Origin of the sequence: Streptococcus sp. SG2 (assembly GCF_030439925.1) — a bacterium.
Taxonomy (GTDB): Bacteria; Bacillota; Bacilli; order Lactobacillales; family Streptococcaceae; genus Streptococcus; species Streptococcus gordonii.
In genome coordinates this window covers 137872-158857 of sequence record NZ_JAQFJD010000002.1, presented here as the reverse complement: position 1 = coordinate 158857, position 20986 = coordinate 137872, and the positions used below count along the sequence as shown (strand labels likewise).

Genomic DNA, 20986 nt, shown 5'->3' with positions numbered 1-20986 from the left:
AAGAAAAAGCAGGCTAGACTGACAGTAGATCAGTTCTGGTCTGCTTTTTATTTTGTAAATAATTGCTTGATATCCACCAACTTCTCGATTTTCTGATTGATTTCTGGTCGGTAGTCACAGAAGTTAATGCACTGGATGCCACTGTTAACGGCGACATCCACATCCAGCGTCCGGTCGCCGATATAGTAGGTTTCCTGTTTATTCAGGCCATATTTCTCAAGCAGATAGTCGACACCTTCTGGGTGGGGCTTGCGCTCAAAGCCGTTGGCTGCTGTGATGATTTCTGTAAAATAGTCATGAATACCCAAGTCTTGCAAGATTTGATGGGCATTGAGTCCCTTGTGGGTATAGACAAACTGGGCAACGCCCTGCTCTTCAGCCCAAGCCAGTATCTCCGCTGCTCCTTCCATCAGATGGACTTGAGCATTTTTCTCCTTTAGGCTTGCTCCTCGGAAGGCATTCATATCGGCAGCGTCCAGACCTTTCTCAGACGCTACTTTTTCCAAGAGCTTCTGGACAGAGTGCTTTAGGATATAGCTGTGGATACCTTCTCTGTCAAAGTCCAGACCATAGTGAGCATAGGTTTCCTCAATCCCTGCCAAAATAGCATCATAGGAGTCCAGCAAGGTGCCGTCCAAATCCCAAATAAACGCTTTTGTCATGTGATTTCCCTCATTTTTCTGTCAAATAAAACCTTTAAAAATAGCCAGCGGAAGCCATTGTCCAAGAGTGTCCCAGCCCAGACCCCCGGAAGGCCCAAGCCAAATGTCACACCCAGCAAGTAACCTGTAATGATGCGAATCAGCCACATACCAATAGTCGTGGCATAAAAGGGCAGTCTAGCATTGCCTAGCCCCTGCCAGACAGCTGTGTAAATCACGGTTCCCACTGCCATGGGAGTTCCCAATAGAGAGAAGAGGATAACTAAAAGACTAGCTGTGATCGCTCCGCTATTGTCCGTATAAAGCAAGGTCAGTGGCCGACCAAAAGCAAAAATCCCTAGAGCCACGGGTAGCATACAAGCAAAAGATAGCCAGAAGGTCCGCTTGCGAATCAGACCGACCGCTCGCATATCTCCCTCACCAACCGCATGGGCTACCAACATGACTGTTGCTGTTGAGACCCCAAAGATTGGCATATAGTTAAACTGAGTCAGAACTTCACCGATAGCATTCCCAGCTACAGCTTCCGTACCAAAGGCAACCACAATGGCGATAATCACTACATCACCCGCCCGCATCATAAGCCGCTCTCCAGCAGCTGGCAGAGACAGGCGCAAGAGCTCTCCATCTAAGCCCCAGCTCCAGCGAATCTTGAAAAAATCCAACTCTCGCCAAAGAATGACTACACCGACCAATCGAGCCAGCACGGTTCCCAGTGCTACACCGACAATACCAAGCTGAAAGACGTAGATCCCTAGACCGGACAAGAGAGCATTGAGTACATTTGTCAGAAGACTGACATACATGGGAAATCTAGGATTGCGCGTGACCCGTACCAGAGCTCCAAAGCTAGTCATCAAGCCCAGTAGGACAATAGTCCCACCAACCAGAGCCAGATAAAGACCCCCAGCTTCAGCCACTGCCTTTTCTGTCCCCAGAAGATCCAGCATCTGCCTGCCAAAGAGTAGAGAAATCAGCCCCAACAGAAGGCTCAAAAGCAAGGTCAGCTTGATAGCCTCGGTTGTATGATAAGCTAGATTTTCCTTGTCTCCCTGAGCCAGAGTCTTGGAAATGAGACTAGAAATGGCAGCCCCCAGCGCGATAAAAATCGCCTGATAAATAGTAATGATGTTGCCAGCCACCGAGACACCAGATATCGCAATCAGTCCAAGGCTAGCTACCAGATAGTTGTCTACCATCCCCATGAGCATTTGCAAAAAGTTCTCCGCCATTGCTGGCAGGGCGATATTCATGATTTTTTTATAAGTCGTCATAAAGAAAATTCTTCCTTTTAAGCATAAGCTACTTCACCTTTCCATAGGGCATCTCAAGAAAAAATCAGCCAGATATCTAGCTGATTTTAGGCTTTCTAAGCAAACTTTATAATCCTAAGTAATCCTCAACCGCTGCCTGCATTTGGTCTGCAGCAACCGTCGTTTTGTGGCGAACCGGTGCTGTTTCTAAGCCATCCACAGCTGGTGGAAGTGCTACGCCAGAAAGTTCGTGCAGTTGGTCCAAAGCCTCGAAGTCACTAAGTCCTGTTTGGCCAGTCACAGCCTCAACAGCCACAACTGGGAACTTGTAAGGACTAGCGGTAGACGCGATAACAGTCTTGCGCTGATCACCTGTCTCTGCCAAGTATTTTTGATAGACAGCAGACGCAACGGCAGTATGAGGGTCTTCGATGTAGTCAGATGCTTGATAGACCCGCTTGATTTCAGCAGCTGTTTCTTGCTCTGTCGCATAATCAGCCGCAAAGAGCTCTAAAATCTCAGCGTCAAAGTCTGTCAGTTCATACTGTCCATGCTCATTCAGAGCCTCCATTAGGGCAGCTGTTTTCTCAGCGCTATTACCAGACAGATGGAAAATCAAGCGCTCCAAGTTAGAGGAAACCAGAATATCCATGGACGGACTAGACGTCACCTTAAAGCTCCGCTTCTTGTCATAAACCTGAGTCTTGAAGAAGTCTGTCAGGACATTGTTTTCATTCGATGCGCAGATCAGCTTGCCAACTGGCAGACCGATTTGCTTGGCATAGTAGGCCGCCAAGATATTACCAAAGTTCCCTGTCGGAACTGTAAAGTTGACCTTGTCTCCTACTGTAATTTCTCCCGTCTTCACTAGCTGAGCATAAGCATAGACATAGTAGACAATCTGTGGCACCAAACGGCCGATATTCATAGAGTTAGCTGATGAAAACTGGAGTTTGTGCTCCAAGAGACGAGCTCGTAGGTCTGTGTCATTGAACATATGCTTGACATTGGTCTGGGCATCGTCAAAGTTACCGTCAATGGCCACCACATGCGTATTGGCACCTGTCTGGGTCGTCATTTGCAACTCTTGGACCTTGCTGACACCATCTTTCGGATAAAAGACAATGATCTCAGTCCCAGGAACGTCCGCAAAGCCTGCCATAGCCGCCTTGCCTGTGTCGCCAGAAGTCGCCGTCAAAATGACAATTTTATTTTCCAAGCCGTGCTTTTTGGCTGCAGTTGTCATCAGATGAGGCAGGATGGACAAAGCCATGTCCTTGAAGGCAATGGTCGCTCCATGGAAAAGCTCTAGATTATACTGACCATCCAGCTTGACCAAGGGAGCAATCGCTGCATCATCAAACTTGCTGTCGTAGGCATGGTTGATACAGTGGTCCAGCTCCGCTTCAGAAAAATCATCTAAAAAAGCAGATAAAACCAACTTGGCTACTTCCTGATAAGAAGCGTCTTTGAGCTTGGCAAAGTCCAAATCGACCTGCGGATAAGTAATAGGTGTAAAAAGGCCTCCGTCTGTTGCCAAACCTTGCAGAATCGCCTGGCTAGCTGTTACTCTATTCTTTTCGTCACGTGTTGATTGATAAACTAAAGTCATTCTTTCTTTTCCTTTATCTGTAATTCGTTTTATTATACCAAAATTTATCAGAAAATTCTCGCTTTTTCACAAAGAATATAAGAAAAAGCCCATTTCTGGGCTTTTAATTGTCTTATTTATTCATTCATAGATACGTGCACGTGGTCGTAATGGTTTTCAGTCACACTACCACGGTCTGGCATTTGGTTCCAAGTATTGGCTGGACCGTAAATGCTATCAAATGGTGCATAGAATTTCTGTTGCCAGATAACATAAGAGATGCCTCTTCCGGTCATGTTAGAAGTAACATCAGCTGCAACCTGATTTCCTAACTCAGTATTGTTGCCAACGATAAAGTCAGCGGCCAAGCCCTTACCATGATCTCCGCTATCACCTGGGCGATAGAGGCTGAATTCTGTAATTCCATATTTAGCTGCGATTTCTTCTTTCAAAGCAGCAGTTTGCGGTCTCAAACCTTCATTAGCAGCGTTATTGCTTGTTTGAGTTGCTACAGCTGGAGCAGTGTAGGTTGGAGATTCAATATTAGTAACATCTTGGTTAACCTGCTCTTGGTCCAATTGAGGGGCCACTTGCGTTACAGCTTCTGCTTGAGTTGCCTCAGGCTGAGCTGGGGTTGCCGGTGTAGCTGGTTCAGTGATAGGCTCAGCAGACTGTGGTTCACTCACTTCCGCAGCAGGTGCCACTTGACTTGAAGCCGCTTCTGGAGCTGATTGAGCTTCTGCAGGAACTGCTGGAGCCTCAGATGACACTTGTTCTTCCACAGGGGCTGGAGCCACTGGAGATTCAGTCACTGGGGCTGCTGGAGCTTCAGCATTTGCTTCAGTTGAAGGAGCCGTAGTTTCTGACGTAGCTACCTCAGGCTGAACTGGAGTTGCTGGAGCTGGCTCAGAAACCGGTCCTGTTACAGCTCTTGTTGCTTGTGGACTTGTAATTTCTACACCAGTTATTTCGTTTTTATCATTTGTCGTAATATTTAAAACTGTATTTGGATAGATTAGATCGATATTAGCAATCGCGTTAATATGAGCCAAAACATTTACATCCAAGTCAAATGCTTCCGCAATTGTTCCAAGAGTATCGCCATATTGGACTGTATAAGTCTGTTGATTTTCACTACTAGTAATGTCAGCTTTGATTTGATCAACTGTCCTAGCTGTCCAATTTTGTGATTCCTCTTCAGCATTGGCTGTTATCAATGGGAACACCGACAAAGCTACTGTTGAAGCGAATAGCATTTTTTTATTGATTTTCATATGTAAAGTACACCTTTCTTCATTCATACTACAAATCTCATCTTAACATAATTTCCCCAAGAATAAACCCTTTTTCATCCGATTTAATCGAACTGTCTGACCTTTGTAATATAGAGACGCACTTGTAACATATCCTCAATAGTTAGTAATAAATATACAAAAAATAGGACAGCTTTACTTCTTAATAAAAGGCGATTATACATTGGTATATCAAAGCATTAAAAATGATTAATAGCTTTTTATTTCAGATTTTCACATAGTCAAAGAAAGGCTAAAATAAGCCTAAAAACTCGGAAAAAAGAGAACTGGGCTTGAATTCATCGAATCCATCGTCCAGTTCCTATTTTTTTATTCAGTTTTCTTTATTTTTTTGTATCCTGCGAAACTGACCCCGACCTAAGCTCTTGGCAAAAAAGATAAAATCTCCTAGAAGCTATCGCTTCTCCGTCTATTTTCCTATTTTTGCTGTGAGCTCTTAACGGTCTTGGTATCTTACTTCACCTTCATCATTCGGACGAGGCTAGCCCGTTCGGCTTCTTCTAGCTTCATCTCGATGTAGTAGATGGTTTCTTTGAGGTCAGGGATGGTAGCATACTCTAGTCCGTTAACTCGACGGCGGGTTTTCTCGATTTCATCCGCCATGAGCTGGCAGCTTTTCTCAATCTCAGCCAATCGCAGCAGGTCAGGAAGCAGATCGCTCATACTTTCAATGGTTTCATCCATCTGGCTGTTAGACGCCACATAGCTATAAACCACGTCTCCTTCGTCATCACCATAGGGATTGTCAATATGGGCGTGCATCTTGGGCACGCGCACACTCATGATATTCTCAGTCTCCACATGTAGATTGACTTCCCGCATGGGCACAGCGAAAATCTCCTCGACCATGAGATCGCTCTCCAGCGCCTTTGCCATGACAAAGTCCTGCAGATGACCGACCAGAGCGGATTCGACCTTTTGGCGAAGCTGATTGTTCTCACGGACAGACTCAATGAAGCGCCGCATCAGCTCATCCCGCTTATCCTTGAGCAGTTTATGCCCACGGACAGCCGTTTTGAGACGGGCTTTTAAGTTATTCAGCTCCATCCGAGTCGGCTTGACATTGAGTCGTGTCATCTTTCTTCCTCCTTGGTCTGCGGCAGGTATTGGTCAATCATATCGTCCTTGATCCGCTTAAGCTCCGTTCTAGGCAAGATGGATAGGAGTTCCCAGCCCAGATCCAAGCTTTCCTCGATGGTTCGGTTGGTCTGGAAACCTTGATTGATGTATTCCTGCTCGAAGCGATCGGTAAAGCGCACATAGAGCTTGTCCGTTTCGGACAGGGCGGATTCCCCCAGAACGACAGCCAACTCCTTAGCCTGCTTGCCTTGCGCATAGGCAGCAAATAGCTGGTTCATAGTCGCGGCATGGTCTCCCCTGGTCTTACCCTCACCTGAACCCTTGTCCTTGAGACGAGACAGAGATGGCAGGACATTGATGGGCGGACGATAGCCGCTGTTGTAAAGGTCGCGTGAAAGGATAATCTGACCTTCCGTAATATAACCCGTCAAGTCTGGAATCGGATGGGTAATGTCATCCTCTGGCATGGACAGGATCGGAATCTGCGTCACAGAGCCTTTCTTGCCGACCAGACGTCCAGCCCGCTCATAGAGGGTGGACAGGTTAGTATAGAGGTAACCCGGATACCCACGACGGCCCGGCACTTCACGACGAGCTGCGGAAACTTCCCGCAGGGCTTCACAGTAGTTGGTCATGTCAGTCATGATAACCAGAACGTGCATGTCCTTTTCATAAGCCAGGTACTCGGCTGCTGTCAGGGCAATCCGTGGCGTCGCAATCCGCTCGATAGCTGGGTCATTAGCCAGATTGATAAAGAGCACCGAGCGGTCAATGGCTCCTGTCTCCCGGAGGTCATTCATGAAGAATTCGGCTTCTTCAAAGGTAATCCCCATGGCCGCAAAGACCACGGCGAAGTTTTCATCAGAGTTAAGCACGGTCGCCTGACGGGCGATTTGAGCGGCCAATTCCTTGTGGGGCAGACCAGAGCCAGAGAATACTGGCAGTTTTTGCCCCCGAACCAAGGTATTAAGGTGGTCGATGGCTGAAATACCGGTCTGTATAAACTCATCCGGATAATCGCGAGCTACTGGATTGATGGCTTGACCGTCAATATCAAGATATTTCTCTGGCAAGATAGCTGGGCCGCCATCAATTGGCTTACCCATTCCATTGAAAATCCGACCCACCATGTCTTCTGACACCGGCAGCTCTAGCGGACGGCCGGTAAAGCGGACCTTGGCTTTTTCCAGATTGATACCGCTAGATCCCTCAAAAAGCTGGACCATAGCCTTGTCTTCCTGGACTTCCAGGACCTGGCCCTGACGCTTGCTGCCGTCATGCAGCTGGATTTCTACCAATTCATTGAAATGCACGCCAGCAACTTGGTCGACAATCATCAGAGGGCCGACAACTTCACTGACGGTGCGGTATTCTTTAATGACGCTCATTGTCTAGTCCTCCTTGGGCAAGAATCTGGTGCAGGGTTTCCTCGATAGTCTGACTGAGAGCCTGAATTTTTTCCAGCTGGTCTTCATGGATAAACTTGCTGCGGGCAATTCGATCACGCAGCTCCACTGTTCCTTCCATGATTTCCCGGAAATAAGCTCCCAGCTCCAAGGCACGATTGGCCTCCGCATCGAAGGTCAGGATATTGCTCAATAAAGCCACCTGTTTTTTGAAAGAAGTATAGGTGTCAACATCATCAAAGGCATTCTGCTGCAGGTAGTCCTCACGAATCATCTTGGCTGCATTCATGGTCAGCCGGTCCTTTTCAGACAAGGAATCCAAGCCAACCAAACGCACGATTTCCTGCAGTTCGCTTTCCTTTTGCAGGATATTCATGGCCTTGGTCACCTTTTCTGCCCAAGTTATCTTCTCATGCTGGTCGATATATGCTCCCACTTCGTCTAGGTAGAGCGAGTAAGAGCTCAGCCAGTTGATAGCTGGGAAATGCCGGCGTTGAGCCAGCTGGGCATCCAAGCCCCAGAAGACCTTGACAATCCGCAGGGTATTTTGCGTCACCGGCTCAGAAATATCTCCACCCGGAGGTGATACGGCCCCGATAGCAGTAATAGAGCCTTCACGCGCAGTCGAACCGAGTGTCTTGACCCGACCAGCCCGCTCGTAATACTCAGCAATCCGGCTACCAAGATAGGCTGGATAGCCTTCGTCACCTGGCATTTCTTCCAGACGGCCGGACATTTCCCGCAGGGCTTCTGCCCAGCGAGAAGTGGAGTCCGCCATGATGGCCACGGAGTAGCCCATATCACGGAAGTATTCTGCGATCGTAATCCCTGTGTAAATCGATGCTTCCCGAGCCGCTACCGGCATATTGGAGGTGTTGGCAATCAGCACCGTCCGCTGCATGATGGACTGGCCAGTTGATGGGTCAATCAGTTCTGGAAATTCATTGAGTACATCGGTCATCTCATTGCCACGCTCACCGCAGCCGACATAGATAACGATGTCAACATTGGCAAACTTGGCCACCTGATGCTGAACGACAGTCTTACCAGCCCCGAAAGGTCCTGGTACGGCTGCTGCTCCCCCCTTGGTTACTGGGAAGAAGGTATCAATGACCCGCTGACCTGTCACCAAAGGCTCAACTGGAATCAGCTTCTGAGCAAAAGGACGCCCGCGACGGACTGGCCATTTTTGCATGAGATTCCCTTTAAAAGTAGACCCATCCGCCTGCTCAATCTCGTAAATAGTCTCTTCAACAGTGAAACTGCCAGCTGAGATATTGGCCAAACGTCCACTGACACCGACTGGCACCATGATACGGTGCTCCACCAGATTGGTCTCCTGCACCGTTCCCAGGATATCTCCAGCTTCAACACTATCACCGACAGATAGACTTGGAACAAAATCCCACTTAGCCTCCCGGTCTAGATTTGGCAGTTGAACACCGCGGACGAGGAAGTCGCTCTCCGTGATGGTTTGGAAACGCTCCAAAGGCCGCTGAATCCCGTCAAACATCTGAGAAATCAGACCTGGTCCCAACTCAACAGACAGAGGACTTCCAGTCGTGATGACCGGCTCTCCCGGACCCAAGCCAGAAGTTTCCTCATAAACCTGAATAGAGGCTTGGTCCCGCCGCATTTCGATAATTTCACCGATCAGCCCCAAATCGCCAACCCGGCAGATATCCTGAATATTCGCTTCCTGCATCCCTGATGCCAGCACCAGAGGACCAGAAACTTTGATAATCTTTCCTTGACTCACAATCTTCCTCCATTCTTGGGAGATTTTTCTTGTTTCTCAATGAAAATCTAAGCTCAAACTAAGCAACCGTTTGAATTTCATTTTCAAAGAGTATTATTGTTTCTTTTTATTTTAAAAATCAGATAAAGCTTTTATTTGTTGGCCCTTTTCGTCGAAATTGTCTGGGCTTAGCCATTTTTCTAGACGACTCTTAACGGCCGGCCAATCCCTGTCAATCATAGACAGCCAGTCCGTGTCTCGGTTACGCCCCTTATAGACTACCGCCTGACGAAACCTGCCTTCATAGATGAAACCAAGCCGCTCAGCTGCCCGTCTTGAAGGCTGATTGAGGGCATCGCATTTCCATTCGTAGCGGCGATACTCCAGCCCTTCAAAGACATAGCGTGCTAGTAAGTACTGGGCTTCTGTAGCCAGCCTAGTGCGTTTCAGCTTGGGCGAATAGGTCACAGCTCCCACTTCGATAACGCGGTTATTTCGGTCAATCCTCATCAAGGCAAAAGTTCCAAGAACCCTACCGCTCTCCCTGTCCACAATCGCATAGTGGAAACGATCCTGTGCTACCAGCATCTGATCTAGCTTCTGTGACCATTCTACCTGACTTTGGGCAGGATTTTGAAAGAGATAGGTCCACATATCCGCAGGAGAATCCGGACCATACACTTCATACAAATCCGCTCCATGCTTGTCCTTGGACAAACGCTCGATAATAACATACTGGCCTTCAATTCGCTCCAGATTGGGTAATTCTCCCGGCTGAAAATCCGGCAGAGCATCCCCAATGGGTTGGCCTAGTTCATTCATTCGCATAAAAACCTCACAATATATCCTGTCCGACAGCCTTTTCGACATTTTCATGAATCCGCGAAAGGGCCAGTCCCGTGCTCCCCTTATGAGTAGGAATGAGCACAAGAGCTGGAATCTCCAACTGGTCATAGTAGGCCAGGGTTTCTGGAATATCCGCTGCCATATCCTCCGTCAGATAGATAATGCCGAAATCTTCACGGGCTAGCCGACGCAAAGTATTAATCGTCTCCTGAGCTTCCTTCACTGGAAAGGTCTGAAAACCAATCAGCTTAAATGGGAGAATGGTGTCGCGATTCCCCACGACAGCAATCTTGTAGCTAGTCTTGTCCATAAATCGGTCGCATCCTTTCTCTGATAAGCTCTACCGGCAGCTGATTGTCCATACCGGTCAAAATCAGCCGCAGATTCTTGACTTCCAGCTCCTTGCCTAGCAAATAGCGAGCGAGAGGAAGCGGTCCATCTGTCTCAAACTGACCAGCCGCCAGCAACTTAGCCTGCAAGAGGTCCGCTAGATATTCTAACTCTACTGTCGTCAAGGTCTGGTTCCGCATTTTTTCCTCATAGGAGCGCAGATCAAGATCGTAAGCACAGGGATTGACCTGACTAAACCAGGTCAAGAAATCCCCCTGCTCTGCCATGGCAATCCAGTTGGCAGCAGAAAGGCTTCCTTCATCAGACAGGAGCTGCCTCATAAAGCTGCGCGGTTTCTCCAAGCCAACAGCCCGCTTGACAGTGATGGCATTGTAAAAATCAATAGTCAGATTCACCAGCTGCAACAGACGGTCATCTTCCAATTCCTGTGTCAGGCGCTTGAGATGCTGGAAATAAGCCATGTCCATGCCAATCTCCAGCACGCGCACATCCTGATAATCCTGGTATTCCTGCCAGGTCGCAAGCACCTCGTCTAGCATGAAATCTGGACAATACTCAGCCGAAAAGGCCATAACTAGGTGCTCTAAAACCTCCAGCGAATAGGTCCCCACCGGCATCAGCAAATGCTCCAGGGACTGACCTGTCGCCCGACCCTTGAGAAAAACCTTGAGATTGTGGTAGGTATAGCGGAGCGTGAAAATCTCCACTAGCTCCTTACTTGGACTGATCTCAAGCGCCCAATTATAAACGGAATACAAATGCTTCATCAGTACTTGCTCAATGGAATTGAGATCCTTGATAGCTTCAGCATCCATGGCATAGACCGTTCCCTGCAGAAGAGCCGAACGGCTGGCAGCATCGTCAGTCTGTAGCAACTGATCATATTGCTGGGGCGTCAAAAAGGAAGCCTCCTGCACGCTAATGGCTGTATTGACTTGAGAGAAGCTTGTTTCACTCATGGTCCGCCTCCTATTCTGCCTGGTCTTTGAAAATATCCTGAGCCAATCGGTAGCTTTCCTCCTGCCAGACAGAGTTCAGCAAGTCGCGATAGAGATAACTATCATCCACCCGTCCTTGGCTCAGCACAAAGCCTGCTTGATCGGCTATAAACTGGTCTGAAAAATGCACTTGCGGAAAGACCTTTTTCAAGTCTTCTAACTTGATGGAGTTAAATTTCTCAGCTGATAGAGCACCGAAAGTCAGTGTCAATTCTTCCTCTGGGTATTTAGCCAGGACACTCTTCAGAAAATGCTCCTCTTCAGCTGGTGACCAAGCCGCCATCTGAGCATAGGCCTCCTCAAAAAGCTCTCTGAGAACCCGCTGCTTGATGACCAGAGTAGACTGGCGCTTTTGATTTTCCAACTGCTGAATTTCACGCTGACTGCACCGGCTGATTTCTTTCAGCTGCTGCTCCCGCTGTCCAAGCTTTTGCCGAACCAGCTGGGCCTCACGTTCCTTGGCTTCCTGTTCTATTTTCTCAGTAGCCTCGGCCAAAAGCAGACGCCCCTTTTCGTGAGCCTGCTCCAAGACAGAAGCTTTGAGATCTGATATGTCAGACATAAAAGCCTCCTTACTTCACATTCAGAACCATGATGAAGGAAACAACGAAGGCCAAGATGGCGTAGGTTTCTACCATGGCTGCTAAGATAACCCCTTTCATGACCTCTTCTGGTCGCTTGGCCAAAATCTGAATACCAGCTGTCGCCACTCGTCCTTGATGCTTGGCTGAAAAGTAACCAACAATCGCAACTGGCAAAGCAGCTAGGAAATAAGCCACACCTGATTGCAGAGCCAATTCTGGCTTGATATTAAAGAAGACGGTAATCCCGATAACAAAGCCGTAGAGACCTTGGGTACCTGGCAAAAGCTGAAGAATTAGAGCTTGAGCGAATTTTTCTGGTTGTTCTTTCAAGAGGGCTGCCGCTGCCTGACCTGTGCTTCCAACACCCAGAGCTGAGCCCATTCCGCTGAGAAAGACCGCCAAAGCTACTCCCAGACCTGCAAAAAAGGCGCCACCGTAAGTTCCAAAATATGATGCTAAATGTTCCATGATTTACTCCTATGAAAATGCTGTAACCGTCGTAAAATCAACAGCTAGTTGAATGAATAATGCTTGTTTTGATGTTGTAGAAAGTGTATTTCAAAAGATGAGTTTCTCATCTTTTATCATAGTTTCTAATCTTTATTTCTTGCTTTGCTGAACGTATTTCTCACTAGGCTTGAGCGGAGTGAAAGGCTTGCCGCCACCGTCGTAGAATTTCCCGAAGAATTCCACGAAAATCAAACGTGCCCCGTGCACATAACCGGACAGAAAAGATAGAAACATATTGACCAAATGCAGGGCAATAAAGAGCAGAATACCAATGCTAAAGCGAGCGACAGGTGGAAAGAGACTGACAATCAAGTTAAAAGCCGAGCCAATGCTGGCCCCAGAAAGTCCCAGAGCCATCAGCCGCGTAAAGCTGACCAGGTCTCCTACATAGCCACTGACATTGTAGAGATTAAAGAGACCTGACCCCAATCCTGCCAAGCTTTTAGCACTGACAATAGACACTGCCAGTATACCCAGAGCATTGATGATGGCCAACCACTGACCAATCGTTGCTGCAAAGGCCAAGGATGGGAAGAAATTTCCCAGGGCCAAGAGTAGCAGCCCCAGCAAAATCAGCACCCAAGCAAAGCCTGCATTATAAGCTTCTGCATAATCCTTGAGGCGGATATTTTTCAGACCGCTGAGGAAGAGGCCCGCCAGCACCGTAACAAAACCAAAGACAACCGAAATAACCAGAATCGTCATGGCGTCGGAGCTGGTGCTAATCAGAGCGAAGGGCAGTTCAAAGCCAAAGAAAGAACCATAAACCAGTCCCCAAATGATGACTGCCACACCCAGCAGGCGGAAGAATCGTAGATTCTTAGCCAGTCCCGGCTTAACATGCAAGAAGTGCAGCGCCAGACTGGTGCCTACAAAGAGTAAAAGGCCGTAGCCGATGTCAGCGACCATCATGCCAAAGAATACAAAGTAAAAGAGCGAAACGACAGGGGTTGGATCCTTGTCACCATACTTAGGCAGGGAATACATCTCCGTCACTAGCTCGAAGGGCTCCACCAATGCATTGTTTTTAAGCTTTGTCGGAACCTTATCTTCCTCGTCCTCTCGAATCTCTCTGACCTGAATGAGAATGCTCTGGCCAAACTGCTCTGTCAAGCAAGCCTCAAGAGCTTGCACTTGATTGCTTTCAATCCAGCCTTCCAAGGCTGCCAGGTTTTGCGTACTGGCTAACTGGTTCTTACTTTCTTGGCGAGAGGAGAGATTGCAGAGATAGTCCAGCTGAACCTTGAGCTGGTCCAACTCATTCTTGGAAGCTGCCAGACTCTTGGTCATAGCATCTGCCACTGCCTTCTGCTGTCGAATATTGGCTTTTAGCTGGGCTATTCGCTCAGCAGGCAGTTCCACGTGATCGTACTCAAAAGGCTTAAAGCCATACTCTTTCAATACTTTGCGAACTTCTTCCAGAGAGCCTGCCTTGTAAAAAATAAGAACCCCATGCTCCGTATCATCGGTAAAGACTTCCTGAAACTTCAGGTCAGGATGTGCTCCCAGAGTCAGACGTAGAGCGTCGTCATCGGTATTGGGAATCGTCCCAATCAAAGCTCCCAAATGGCTGAAAGTCGCTGCTGCTTGCGGTGTTAGCTCCAAAGGCTCCCACTTCTCCAACGCAGCCACTTCCAAGCGGTCAGCTCCTATCTGATCTTTGGCCTCTTGCAAGACCTTGAGTTGCTTACTGATTCCTTCCAGCAACGCCCCCTCATCGCGAGACTTCCCTGCCTGCTCTAAAGCAGCAAAGGATAGCTCCAAAGGCTCTTCTTTTAAGGCTTCCAGCAGTTTCTTTTTGGGCATAAAAGGCTCCAGATCTGCAATTAGCCTCTCGAGCTTTTCCTGACGACTGAGCAAATCCTGCTGAGATAGCTGCTGATCCGGCCGGCCGACTAAAGCTTGCTCAAAGGCTGCCTGCCAGTCCTCTTCCTGCCGCAAGTCATGAATCTGAACCGACTCTAAACCCTGTAGGTAAAAGAGAAGCTGGTCTAGCAGTTCCTTGGGCAGGAGCAGAGACAGTTGCCGCATTTGACTAATGGCCATAGGCTTCTACCACCTTCTCTACAATAGCTCGCGCCAAGTCTGCTTTTTTATCCGTCAGCGCAGCCTCAACCTTATCTTGGTTACTCTGTATAGTCAGCTCCAGATCCTGCTCAAGCTTCTTAATTTCTTCTTCTTTTTTCTTCGCTAAACTCAGAACAGAGGCTTCCGTCTCCTTGTCATAAACCAGGCTCAGCTCTTCCAGCCTAGCTGTCTGCTCATCCCGCAGCGACTTTATCTGATCCTCATAGCTAGCTAGAACATCCTCTGCAGCTTGTTCAATTTCTTGCATCTTCTCTAAGGTCGTATTTGTCATATCCCCACTATCTCCTTTGGGTTGTATGTTCTTTCATGTGTAAATTATAACACATTTATGCTTTATCCGTCATAAGCTACAAGTAGTTGCTTATGTTCAATTACTGTACAGACTTATATTCTGTCATATAGAAATATCTTTCTCAGATTCTCTTTTCAAAAACAAGTTCGCTTATGTTTTTACAGATTATGTTATAATATAAACATATAAAAACGCTTACTAAAATTTCAAGGAGATATTGATGGGAAATCAGCTGCATATTATAGAAATCATTGAAAACAGTTTAGATAGTATGACCGGCCTAGAAAGAGAGATTGCCCACTACTTCTTGAACTCTACAAATATTCAGGAAGATCTATCATCGCTTCAAGTGACCAAGCAACTGCATATTTCACAGGCAGCCTTGACTCGATTTGCCAAGAAGTGTGGTTTTAAAGGTTATAGAGAATTCAAATTTCAATACCAACAGCAAACTACATCGAGTGAGCCCGAAGCGCCTTCTCCCGGGCACGACTTATCACGTCGTGTCTTGCGAAATTATACACAACTTCGAATGCAGACAGAAGAAGTCATAGATGAAGACAAACTACAGCGAATAGCTACTTTGATTGAAGATGCTGATCGGGTTTATTTCTTCGGCATTGGCAGTTCTGGTTTAGTAGCACGTGATATGAAGCTACGCTTTATGCGACTAGGAGTCGTTTGTGAAGCCCTGACTGATCAAGATGGTTTCGCTTGGACAACTAGTATTTTAGACAAAAACTGTCTTGTCATCGGATTCTCCCTGTCAGGACAGACTCAATCTATTATTGATAGTCTAATTGATGCTAAAAATATGGGGGCAAAAACAGTTTTGGTCACTGGACAGCCCCAAAAAGTCCAAAAAGATTTCACAGAAATACTTGCTGTAGCTCTGCAAAGCAAACCTGAATTTATCCTGCGTATATCAGCCCAATTTCCCATGCTTCTTATGATTGACCTCATTTATGCCTTTTTTCTTGAGATTAATCGTGAAAAAAAAGAAAAAATCTTCAATAGCTTTTGGGAGAACCAGAAACTAAATGGCTATCACCGCCGCAATACCCATAAAAGATAAAAACGAATCAGGATTTTCTGACTCGTTTTTCTTTTTCAGTTCTCGCTTTTTCGTCTTTTTCACAAGGGAAGGATTGGACCGTAGATTTCCAATTGGGGTTGAACTTTTTCTATATGAAAAGTATCGTAGGTACGCCACTTTTGATAAGTAGACTGATCCAGTTTGAGGCTACTAAGACCAATTAAAAAACTAGCACTTTTATGAAATCTTTCAAGAGCAATGAGGATACGATTATCCAGAGCCTTGGTTTTCTCCAAACTCCTCAAAACTTCTACTAAGCACTCGTAAAAGCGGATTTCATCACTCGACCGAATTGCCTTCTTTTGAAAATCTTCTATCAAAGAACCTAGAAGCTGAGCAGCTTCCTGAATGAAACTTCTTTCTGTCATTTGATTTTCCTCTTGAAAGACAAGGAACCTGAGAAAAATCTCAGGTTAAGCTTGTCTATTTTTGAAATGATAGTAGGCTCCAAACATACCCGCAGTATTTTGATGATGAGCAAAGGCCAGTTTGGTTTTGTCAGCAATGCTTGGGACTAAAGCTTCCTGCAAAGCCGCCTGAATACGAGGTCTAAGAATAGCTTCTTGTCCCATGATGCCTCCTCCTAGGATAACAACTTCCGGATTAACAACATAGCAGATATTGGCAATTCCTTGGCCCAGATAGCCAACCATGCGATCAATGCCCTCGATACAGAGTTTATTGCCCTCAGTTGCTTCTTTGAAAATCCGACGGCCATTCCAATGCTCTGCGTCTTCTCCGTGTAGCTCAGCCACATAATTGACTAAAGCAGTTGTAGATGCCACATCCTGAAAGGCTCCGTCTGGTAGATGCAGGTAACCGACCTCACAAGCAGAGTTACTAAAACCATGGAAGACCTGACCATCTACGACCAGACAGCCTCCGATACCTGTACCGATTGTCAAACAAAGGGCAATCTTGGCTCCCTTGCCACTGCCTGACATAGCCTCCGCCAGACCAGCACAGTTGACATCATTTTCAATCTCACAAGGCAGGGAGAATTTTTCTTCCAGCACTTTTTTGAACTGGGTCCCAGCGTAATTCGGAATCTGTGGCCCGGCATAGAAAATTTCACCTTTGTCTGGATCCACCATGCCAGCTGAAGAAATACAAATCCCAGCCAGTGGTCCTTTTTCTAAATAGGCTGCAACAATTCCTTCAACTTTCTGCATAATTCCCGGACCGCCTTTGTGGGCCTCCGTCGGCATTTCATGTGCTTCCACCAAGGTTTCCGCCTCGTCGATTAAGCCATACTTGATATTGGTACCGCCAATATCAATAGCAACATAGTGTTTCATAGCACACCTTCTCTCTAGTGTTTATCCTGTTGCTTATAAAAATTGCTCCTTGGTTTGTCTAATCAACTGAGCAGCTTCTTCCACAATTGGCCGATCACTTTCCTGCACTGGTGTCAGAGGAGAGCGGACAGATCCGATGGTCAAGCCTTCATTAATTTCCAAAACGCCCTTAATAACAGCGTATATATTGCCGCGGGCACTGGTTAATTTTCCGATGATGGTATTTATCGCATATTGCAACTCTTTAGCCCGTTCCAATTCCTTGTCAGCAATCAGTTGATTGAGTTTGAGGAAGAGCTCTGGCATAGCCCCATATGTACCACCAATACCAGCTGCAGCACCCATGAGTCGGCCACCTAAGAATTGCTCATCTGGACCATTAAAGACTACATGATCTTCTCCCCCAAGAGCTACAAAGGTCTGAATATCCTGCACTGGCATTGAAGAGTTCTTCACACCAATCACGCGCTCATTCTTGAGCATCTCCTTGTAAAGGCTAGGAGTCAAGGCTACACCAGCCAGCTGAGGGATATTGTAAATCACGAAATCAGTATTAGGCGCCGCCGCACTGATGTCATTCCAATACTGGGCAACCGAATACTCTGGCAAACGGAAATAAATCGGCGGAATAGCTGCAATAGCATCCACACCCAAACTTTCCGCATGACGAGCCAGCTCCATGCTGTCTTTAGTATTGTTGCAAGCCACATGGGCAATGATTGTCAGACGCCCCTTAGCAACTTTCATCACTTCTTCTAGAACCCGTTTTCGGTCTTCCACGCTCAGATAGATACACTCGCCCGAAGAACCGTTGACATAAAGACCTTGCACGCCCTTGGCGATGAAGTATTCCACTAAAGCGCGAGTCCGCTCCGGGCTGATTTCACCTTCCTCGTCATAGCAGGCATAGAAAGCAGGAATGACACCTTCATATTTTTTTAAATCTGACATAGTTTTCTCCTAATGTTTTAGAAATGAGAGGGACGAAAATCATTGTTTCATCCCCACATCTTTTATTTTACAATTTCCGATAATTTAACTTTACGATCTTCAAACATAGACTGAGTACATGCATCTGCTGTCGCAATAGCCTCCAGAGCTGCTTCTCCCGTCAATAATTTTTTGAATTCTTCTGTTACAGGTGCTCCTTGCATAATTTCATGAAGGTAACGCATTTCCTTATCAATAACAGATGATAACCATAATGGGGTACGTTTACCAGGTTTCCCATAAGCAATCGCTCCATCCATTTCTGTACTATGGTAAATACGAGTACGATCATCATCTTCTTCCTGTGACTCATGGATTAGGAAATAACTTTCTTGGCCATCTAATTTGAGAGTTCCTTTACAGTTGAACAAGTCCAGACGAATCGCACCTTTTGTCCCTTGAATCAAGACATAGTGTTCACCCCAGCGATAAGCAGAACCCCATTCTAGCAGAGCAAAACGCTTGTTTGAAAATTCCATATTAACAAAAATCATGTCATCTTCATCACCAAAGTTTTCTCCCTCATGGGCTACATTACCGCCAGTCATTGTAACAGTTTCAGGCATCCCACCCATGAGAAATTGAACACAGTCCAATTCATGGATATGGTGATATAAGTGACCACCAGATTTTTCTCGAATTTTTTTCCAAGATACTGATGGTTGTTGTTCCTCCCATCCATTACGAGCTGTATGACAATATAGAACGTCCCCAATCACACCTTGATTGATTAGTTCTTTGGCATGATGAACACCATTAAAGAAGTTCATGATATGCCCTGCCATAAAGGTCACATTATTTTCTTTACAAGCGTCTACCATTTCGCGACAATCCTCATAGGAAAGAGCAATTGGTTTTTCACAAAAAACATTTTTTCCATGTTGAGCTGCTTTGATAACCGGCTCTTTGTGCAGATTATTTGGAGAAGCTACAATAACACAATCAACTTCATCGCTAGCGACTAATTCATCTAACGATGCTGCAACTTTTGCTCCTAGCTCTTCAGCTACTGCTTCCGCATTTTCTGGATCATAAACAACCGTAATCTCTGCACCATCGTTTTTTTGCATATATCGAGCCAATTCAGCTCCAAAATATCCTGTTCCTACGACGCCATATTTAACCATTTGTTTCTCCTTTGTTATGGTGTATAACATTTTTATTTTTTCTATTTCACAGATCCCTCAGACAATCCTTTTGCTATCTTATTTTGAATAATAGAGAAGAAGATAATTGAAGGAAGGACGACGATAACAGAAGCTGCCATCATATCTCCCCAATCCAGAATTTCTGAACCGTTTAATGAACGAAGTGCTACTGCTACTGTCATCTTACTGGTATCATTAATTAAGATTAAGGCATATAAAAATTCATTCCAAGCATTGATAAAAGTATAAATTGCTGTTGCCACAATCCCTGGTGCTACAATAGGTAATACAATCTTATAGAATGTCACAAATTTATTTGCACCGTCAATTCTAGCTGCTTCTTCAATACCGATTGGGACAGTCTGGAAGAAACCTACCAGAAGCCAAACCGCATAAGGAACACTAAAAGATAGATAAACCATCATTAAACCAAATAAACTATTTGTCAAGCCAACTTTTGCAATTGCTATTGAGTAAGGAATCGCCAACAAAATTGGCGGGAAAATATAGGTAATTACAAGCAATCTAGACATGATTGCTCCTAGCTTTGGAAAGAATCGAACAATCCCATAAGCAGCCATTGCCGAGATAATAATTGCAATGACTGTAGTCGTAAGGGCAATGAGTAAACTATTTTTGATATTATCAATAAAGTGTAAATCATTAATAACATGAACAAAATAGTCAAAAGTAAATTGCTCAGGCCAAAATCTAGTAGGAAACTGAGTCAGTTCTCCCTTACCCTTTACTGATGAGATAATGATCCAAATCAAGGGGAAAATAGCAACTATTGTTGCACCTACCAAGAGTATATGTGAAAGAATATCTAAATAAATTCCTGATTTCTTTTTCATTATTTTCTACCCTCCTTTTCCCACTTGCTTATAATGCCAAAATAAATAAAGCAAACTGCCATTAAGAAGATAAAGAGTAAAACAGTTACAGCTGAGGCACGACCCAACAATTTAGTTCCCCATCCAAGATTATAGGCAAAAATTGGGAGAGTCATTGTTGCATTTGAAGGTCCTCCACCTGTAATCAGATAGATGATATCAAAATTATTAAATATCCATACTGTTCTTAAAACAACTAGAAGCCCTACTACGACTTTAATATGAGGGAACACAATAAACTTAAATACTTGCCAACTAGACGCCCCATCAATTGTAGCTGCTTCAAATTGCTCTTCTGGAACTGTTTGAAGAGCAGACAAAACGTTGACCATAATCATTGGAGCACCAAACCAGATATTGATAAATACCAAGCAGATGAAGGCCCATGTGCTGTCTGTTAAAAATGCAGGAACATGATTCATGAGACCTAATTTAACAATCAAGTTTGGTAAATAACCATAAACTCCGTTCAAAATCCATTGCCATGAAAAAGCTATAACGATAGTCGGGAAAGCCCAAGGAACAATCAAAAGAGTGCGATAGAGTTTCTTAAATCGTCGTACTCGATGCAGGGCTAAAGCTAATACAAAACCTACTAAAACTTGCCCAACCAGCGAGAAAACCGTCCACTTAATGGAGTTAAAGAACGCATTAAAGAAGTTGGGATCTGATAGCACAGCCTTGTAATTCGCTAATCCAACAAATCGATAGTTTGGCATGATTAAATGTTTGTTGGTAAAGCTAAAATAGATGCTGGAGAAAAATGGATAAACAAATAATAGTCCAACAATGATAATAGCAGGTAATACAAACACCCATCGAGTCAAATTTCTATTTTTGACCATATGC

At 45.6% G+C, this 20986-nt stretch carries 21 protein-coding genes; 1 reads left to right on the top strand and 20 read right to left on the bottom strand.

Translation table 11 applies throughout. The annotated features are described in order from the left end of the window. Positions 1 to 47: 47 nt before the first annotated feature. The 14 genes from PCY09_RS04645 to PCY09_RS04580 form a co-directional block, all read right to left on the bottom strand. Positions 48 to 662, bottom strand: coding sequence for an HAD-IA family hydrolase (locus PCY09_RS04645; protein ID WP_125396779.1), 615 nt, complete (start codon positions 660 to 662; stop codon positions 48 to 50). After that, on the bottom strand, positions 659 to 1936 hold the full coding sequence (locus PCY09_RS04640) for an MATE family efflux transporter (protein ID WP_125396778.1): 1278 nt from the start codon (positions 1934 to 1936) through the stop codon (positions 659 to 661). The genes PCY09_RS04645 and PCY09_RS04640 overlap by 4 nt, the downstream gene beginning before the upstream one ends. A gap of 106 nt (positions 1937 to 2042) precedes the next feature. Next, complete coding sequence (thrC, locus tag PCY09_RS04635) at positions 2043 to 3527, bottom strand: threonine synthase (protein WP_125396777.1); 1485 nt, start codon at positions 3525 to 3527, stop codon at positions 2043 to 2045. Between the two features lie 116 nt (positions 3528 to 3643). Then, positions 3644 to 4780 carry a LysM domain-containing protein gene (locus PCY09_RS04630; protein WP_125396776.1) on the bottom strand — a complete coding sequence of 379 codons (1137 nt, stop codon included), beginning with the start codon at positions 4778 to 4780 and terminating at the stop codon, positions 3644 to 3646. Positions 4781 to 5272: 492 nt separating this feature from the next. Continuing rightward, positions 5273 to 5896 (bottom strand): V-type ATP synthase subunit D, encoded by a 624-nt coding sequence (locus tag PCY09_RS04625; RefSeq protein WP_004192619.1) that lies wholly within the window; start codon positions 5894 to 5896, stop codon positions 5273 to 5275. After that, on the bottom strand, positions 5893 to 7287 hold the full coding sequence (locus PCY09_RS04620; RefSeq protein ID WP_002902006.1) for a V-type ATP synthase subunit B: 1395 nt from the start codon (positions 7285 to 7287) through the stop codon (positions 5893 to 5895). The genes PCY09_RS04625 and PCY09_RS04620 overlap by 4 nt, the downstream gene beginning before the upstream one ends. Beyond that, positions 7274 to 9064, bottom strand: coding sequence for a V-type ATP synthase subunit A (locus PCY09_RS04615; protein ID WP_125396775.1), 1791 nt, complete (start codon positions 9062 to 9064; stop codon positions 7274 to 7276). Before PCY09_RS04615 ends, PCY09_RS04620 begins: the two co-directional genes overlap by 14 nt. Before the next feature lie 111 nt (positions 9065 to 9175). Continuing rightward, the gene (locus PCY09_RS04610; RefSeq protein WP_061604000.1) at positions 9176 to 9871 is read right to left on the bottom strand and encodes a GNAT family N-acetyltransferase; all 696 of its coding nucleotides are present in this window, start codon (positions 9869 to 9871) and stop codon (positions 9176 to 9178) included. A 7-nt stretch (positions 9872 to 9878) separates the two neighbouring features. Then, positions 9879 to 10199, bottom strand: a complete 321-nt coding sequence (locus PCY09_RS04605; protein WP_002898763.1) for a V-type ATP synthase subunit F — start codon at positions 10197 to 10199, stop codon at positions 9879 to 9881. Beyond that, positions 10186 to 11199: a V-type ATPase subunit gene (locus PCY09_RS04600; protein ID WP_060553229.1), complete on the bottom strand. Its 1014-nt coding sequence runs from the start codon at positions 11197 to 11199 to the stop codon at positions 10186 to 10188. The genes PCY09_RS04605 and PCY09_RS04600 overlap by 14 nt, the downstream gene beginning before the upstream one ends. Before the next feature lie 10 nt (positions 11200 to 11209). Next, positions 11210 to 11800, bottom strand: coding sequence for a hypothetical protein (locus tag PCY09_RS04595; RefSeq protein ID WP_060553230.1), 591 nt, complete (start codon positions 11798 to 11800; stop codon positions 11210 to 11212). A 10-nt stretch (positions 11801 to 11810) separates the two neighbouring features. Then, positions 11811 to 12290, bottom strand: coding sequence for a V-type ATP synthase subunit K (locus PCY09_RS04590; protein WP_002898768.1), 480 nt, complete (start codon positions 12288 to 12290; stop codon positions 11811 to 11813). 132 nt (positions 12291 to 12422) lie between these two features. Then, positions 12423 to 14378, bottom strand: coding sequence for a V-type ATP synthase subunit I (locus PCY09_RS04585; protein ID WP_125396774.1), 1956 nt, complete (start codon positions 14376 to 14378; stop codon positions 12423 to 12425). Beyond that, positions 14368 to 14691 (bottom strand): hypothetical protein, encoded by a 324-nt coding sequence (locus PCY09_RS04580; protein ID WP_011999676.1) that lies wholly within the window; start codon positions 14689 to 14691, stop codon positions 14368 to 14370. The genes PCY09_RS04585 and PCY09_RS04580 overlap by 11 nt, the downstream gene beginning before the upstream one ends. Positions 14692 to 14932: 241 nt before the next feature. Here PCY09_RS04580 and PCY09_RS04575 point away from each other — a divergent pair, with 241 nt between their 5' ends. Next, entirely contained in the window at positions 14933 to 15787 is an 855-nt protein-coding gene (locus PCY09_RS04575) for a MurR/RpiR family transcriptional regulator (protein WP_061601678.1), read from the top strand. A gap of 59 nt (positions 15788 to 15846) precedes the next feature. Here PCY09_RS04575 and PCY09_RS04570 read toward each other — a convergent pair whose 3' ends face one another. The 6 genes from PCY09_RS04570 to PCY09_RS04545 form a co-directional block, all read right to left on the bottom strand. Beyond that, positions 15847 to 16176, bottom strand: coding sequence for a hypothetical protein (locus PCY09_RS04570; protein WP_061601679.1), 330 nt, complete (start codon positions 16174 to 16176; stop codon positions 15847 to 15849). A 45-nt stretch (positions 16177 to 16221) separates the two neighbouring features. Continuing rightward, positions 16222 to 17106 carry an ROK family protein gene (locus PCY09_RS04565; protein WP_061601680.1) on the bottom strand — a complete coding sequence of 295 codons (885 nt, stop codon included), beginning with the start codon at positions 17104 to 17106 and terminating at the stop codon, positions 16222 to 16224. Between the two features lie 33 nt (positions 17107 to 17139). Continuing rightward, positions 17140 to 18057: an N-acetylneuraminate lyase gene (locus tag PCY09_RS04560; RefSeq protein WP_125396773.1), complete on the bottom strand. Its 918-nt coding sequence runs from the start codon at positions 18055 to 18057 to the stop codon at positions 17140 to 17142. Positions 18058 to 18119: 62 nt separating this feature from the next. Beyond that, complete coding sequence (locus PCY09_RS04555) at positions 18120 to 19223, bottom strand: Gfo/Idh/MocA family protein (protein ID WP_045772652.1); 1104 nt, start codon at positions 19221 to 19223, stop codon at positions 18120 to 18122. A 41-nt stretch (positions 19224 to 19264) separates the two neighbouring features. Further along, entirely contained in the window at positions 19265 to 20098 is an 834-nt protein-coding gene (locus PCY09_RS04550; RefSeq protein ID WP_011999670.1) for a carbohydrate ABC transporter permease, read from the bottom strand. Beyond that, positions 20098 to 20982 (bottom strand): carbohydrate ABC transporter permease, encoded by an 885-nt coding sequence (locus PCY09_RS04545; protein WP_045634488.1) that lies wholly within the window; start codon positions 20980 to 20982, stop codon positions 20098 to 20100. The genes PCY09_RS04550 and PCY09_RS04545 overlap by 1 nt, the downstream gene beginning before the upstream one ends. Positions 20983 to 20986: the final 4 nt, after the last annotated feature.

Coding starts and splice junctions, on each gene's coding strand:
- PCY09_RS04575 (WP_061601678.1), top strand. CDS start 14,933: ATGGGAAATCAGCTGCATATTATAGAAATCATTGAAAACAGTTTAGAT.
- PCY09_RS04595 (WP_060553230.1), bottom strand. CDS start 11,800: ATGTCTGACATATCAGATCTCAAAGCTTCTGTCTTGGAGCAGGCTCAC.
- PCY09_RS04545 (WP_045634488.1), bottom strand. CDS start 20,982: ATGGTCAAAAATAGAAATTTGACTCGATGGGTGTTTGTATTACCTGCT.
- PCY09_RS04580 (WP_011999676.1), bottom strand. CDS start 14,691: ATGACAAATACGACCTTAGAGAAGATGCAAGAAATTGAACAAGCTGCA.
- PCY09_RS04625 (WP_004192619.1), bottom strand. CDS start 5,896: ATGACACGACTCAATGTCAAGCCGACTCGGATGGAGCTGAATAACTTA.
- PCY09_RS04590 (WP_002898768.1), bottom strand. CDS start 12,290: ATGGAACATTTAGCATCATATTTTGGAACTTACGGTGGCGCCTTTTTT.
- PCY09_RS04560 (WP_125396773.1), bottom strand. CDS start 18,057: ATGTCAGATTTAAAAAAATATGAAGGTGTCATTCCTGCTTTCTATGCC.
- PCY09_RS04550 (WP_011999670.1), bottom strand. CDS start 20,098: ATGAAAAAGAAATCAGGAATTTATTTAGATATTCTTTCACATATACTC.
- PCY09_RS04605 (WP_002898763.1), bottom strand. CDS start 10,199: ATGGACAAGACTAGCTACAAGATTGCTGTCGTGGGGAATCGCGACACC.
- PCY09_RS04600 (WP_060553229.1), bottom strand. CDS start 11,199: ATGAGTGAAACAAGCTTCTCTCAAGTCAATACAGCCATTAGCGTGCAG.
- PCY09_RS04620 (WP_002902006.1), bottom strand. CDS start 7,287: ATGAGCGTCATTAAAGAATACCGCACCGTCAGTGAAGTTGTCGGCCCT.
- PCY09_RS04565 (WP_061601680.1), bottom strand. CDS start 17,106: ATGAAACACTATGTTGCTATTGATATTGGCGGTACCAATATCAAGTAT.
- PCY09_RS04640 (WP_125396778.1), bottom strand. CDS start 1,936: ATGACGACTTATAAAAAAATCATGAATATCGCCCTGCCAGCAATGGCG.
- PCY09_RS04610 (WP_061604000.1), bottom strand. CDS start 9,871: ATGCGAATGAATGAACTAGGCCAACCCATTGGGGATGCTCTGCCGGAT.
- PCY09_RS04555 (WP_045772652.1), bottom strand. CDS start 19,223: ATGGTTAAATATGGCGTCGTAGGAACAGGATATTTTGGAGCTGAATTG.
- PCY09_RS04570 (WP_061601679.1), bottom strand. CDS start 16,176: ATGACAGAAAGAAGTTTCATTCAGGAAGCTGCTCAGCTTCTAGGTTCT.
- PCY09_RS04645 (WP_125396779.1), bottom strand. CDS start 662: ATGACAAAAGCGTTTATTTGGGATTTGGACGGCACCTTGCTGGACTCC.
- PCY09_RS04585 (WP_125396774.1), bottom strand. CDS start 14,378: ATGGCCATTAGTCAAATGCGGCAACTGTCTCTGCTCCTGCCCAAGGAA.
- PCY09_RS04630 (WP_125396776.1), bottom strand. CDS start 4,780: ATGAAAATCAATAAAAAAATGCTATTCGCTTCAACAGTAGCTTTGTCG.
- thrC (WP_125396777.1), bottom strand. CDS start 3,527: ATGACTTTAGTTTATCAATCAACACGTGACGAAAAGAATAGAGTAACA.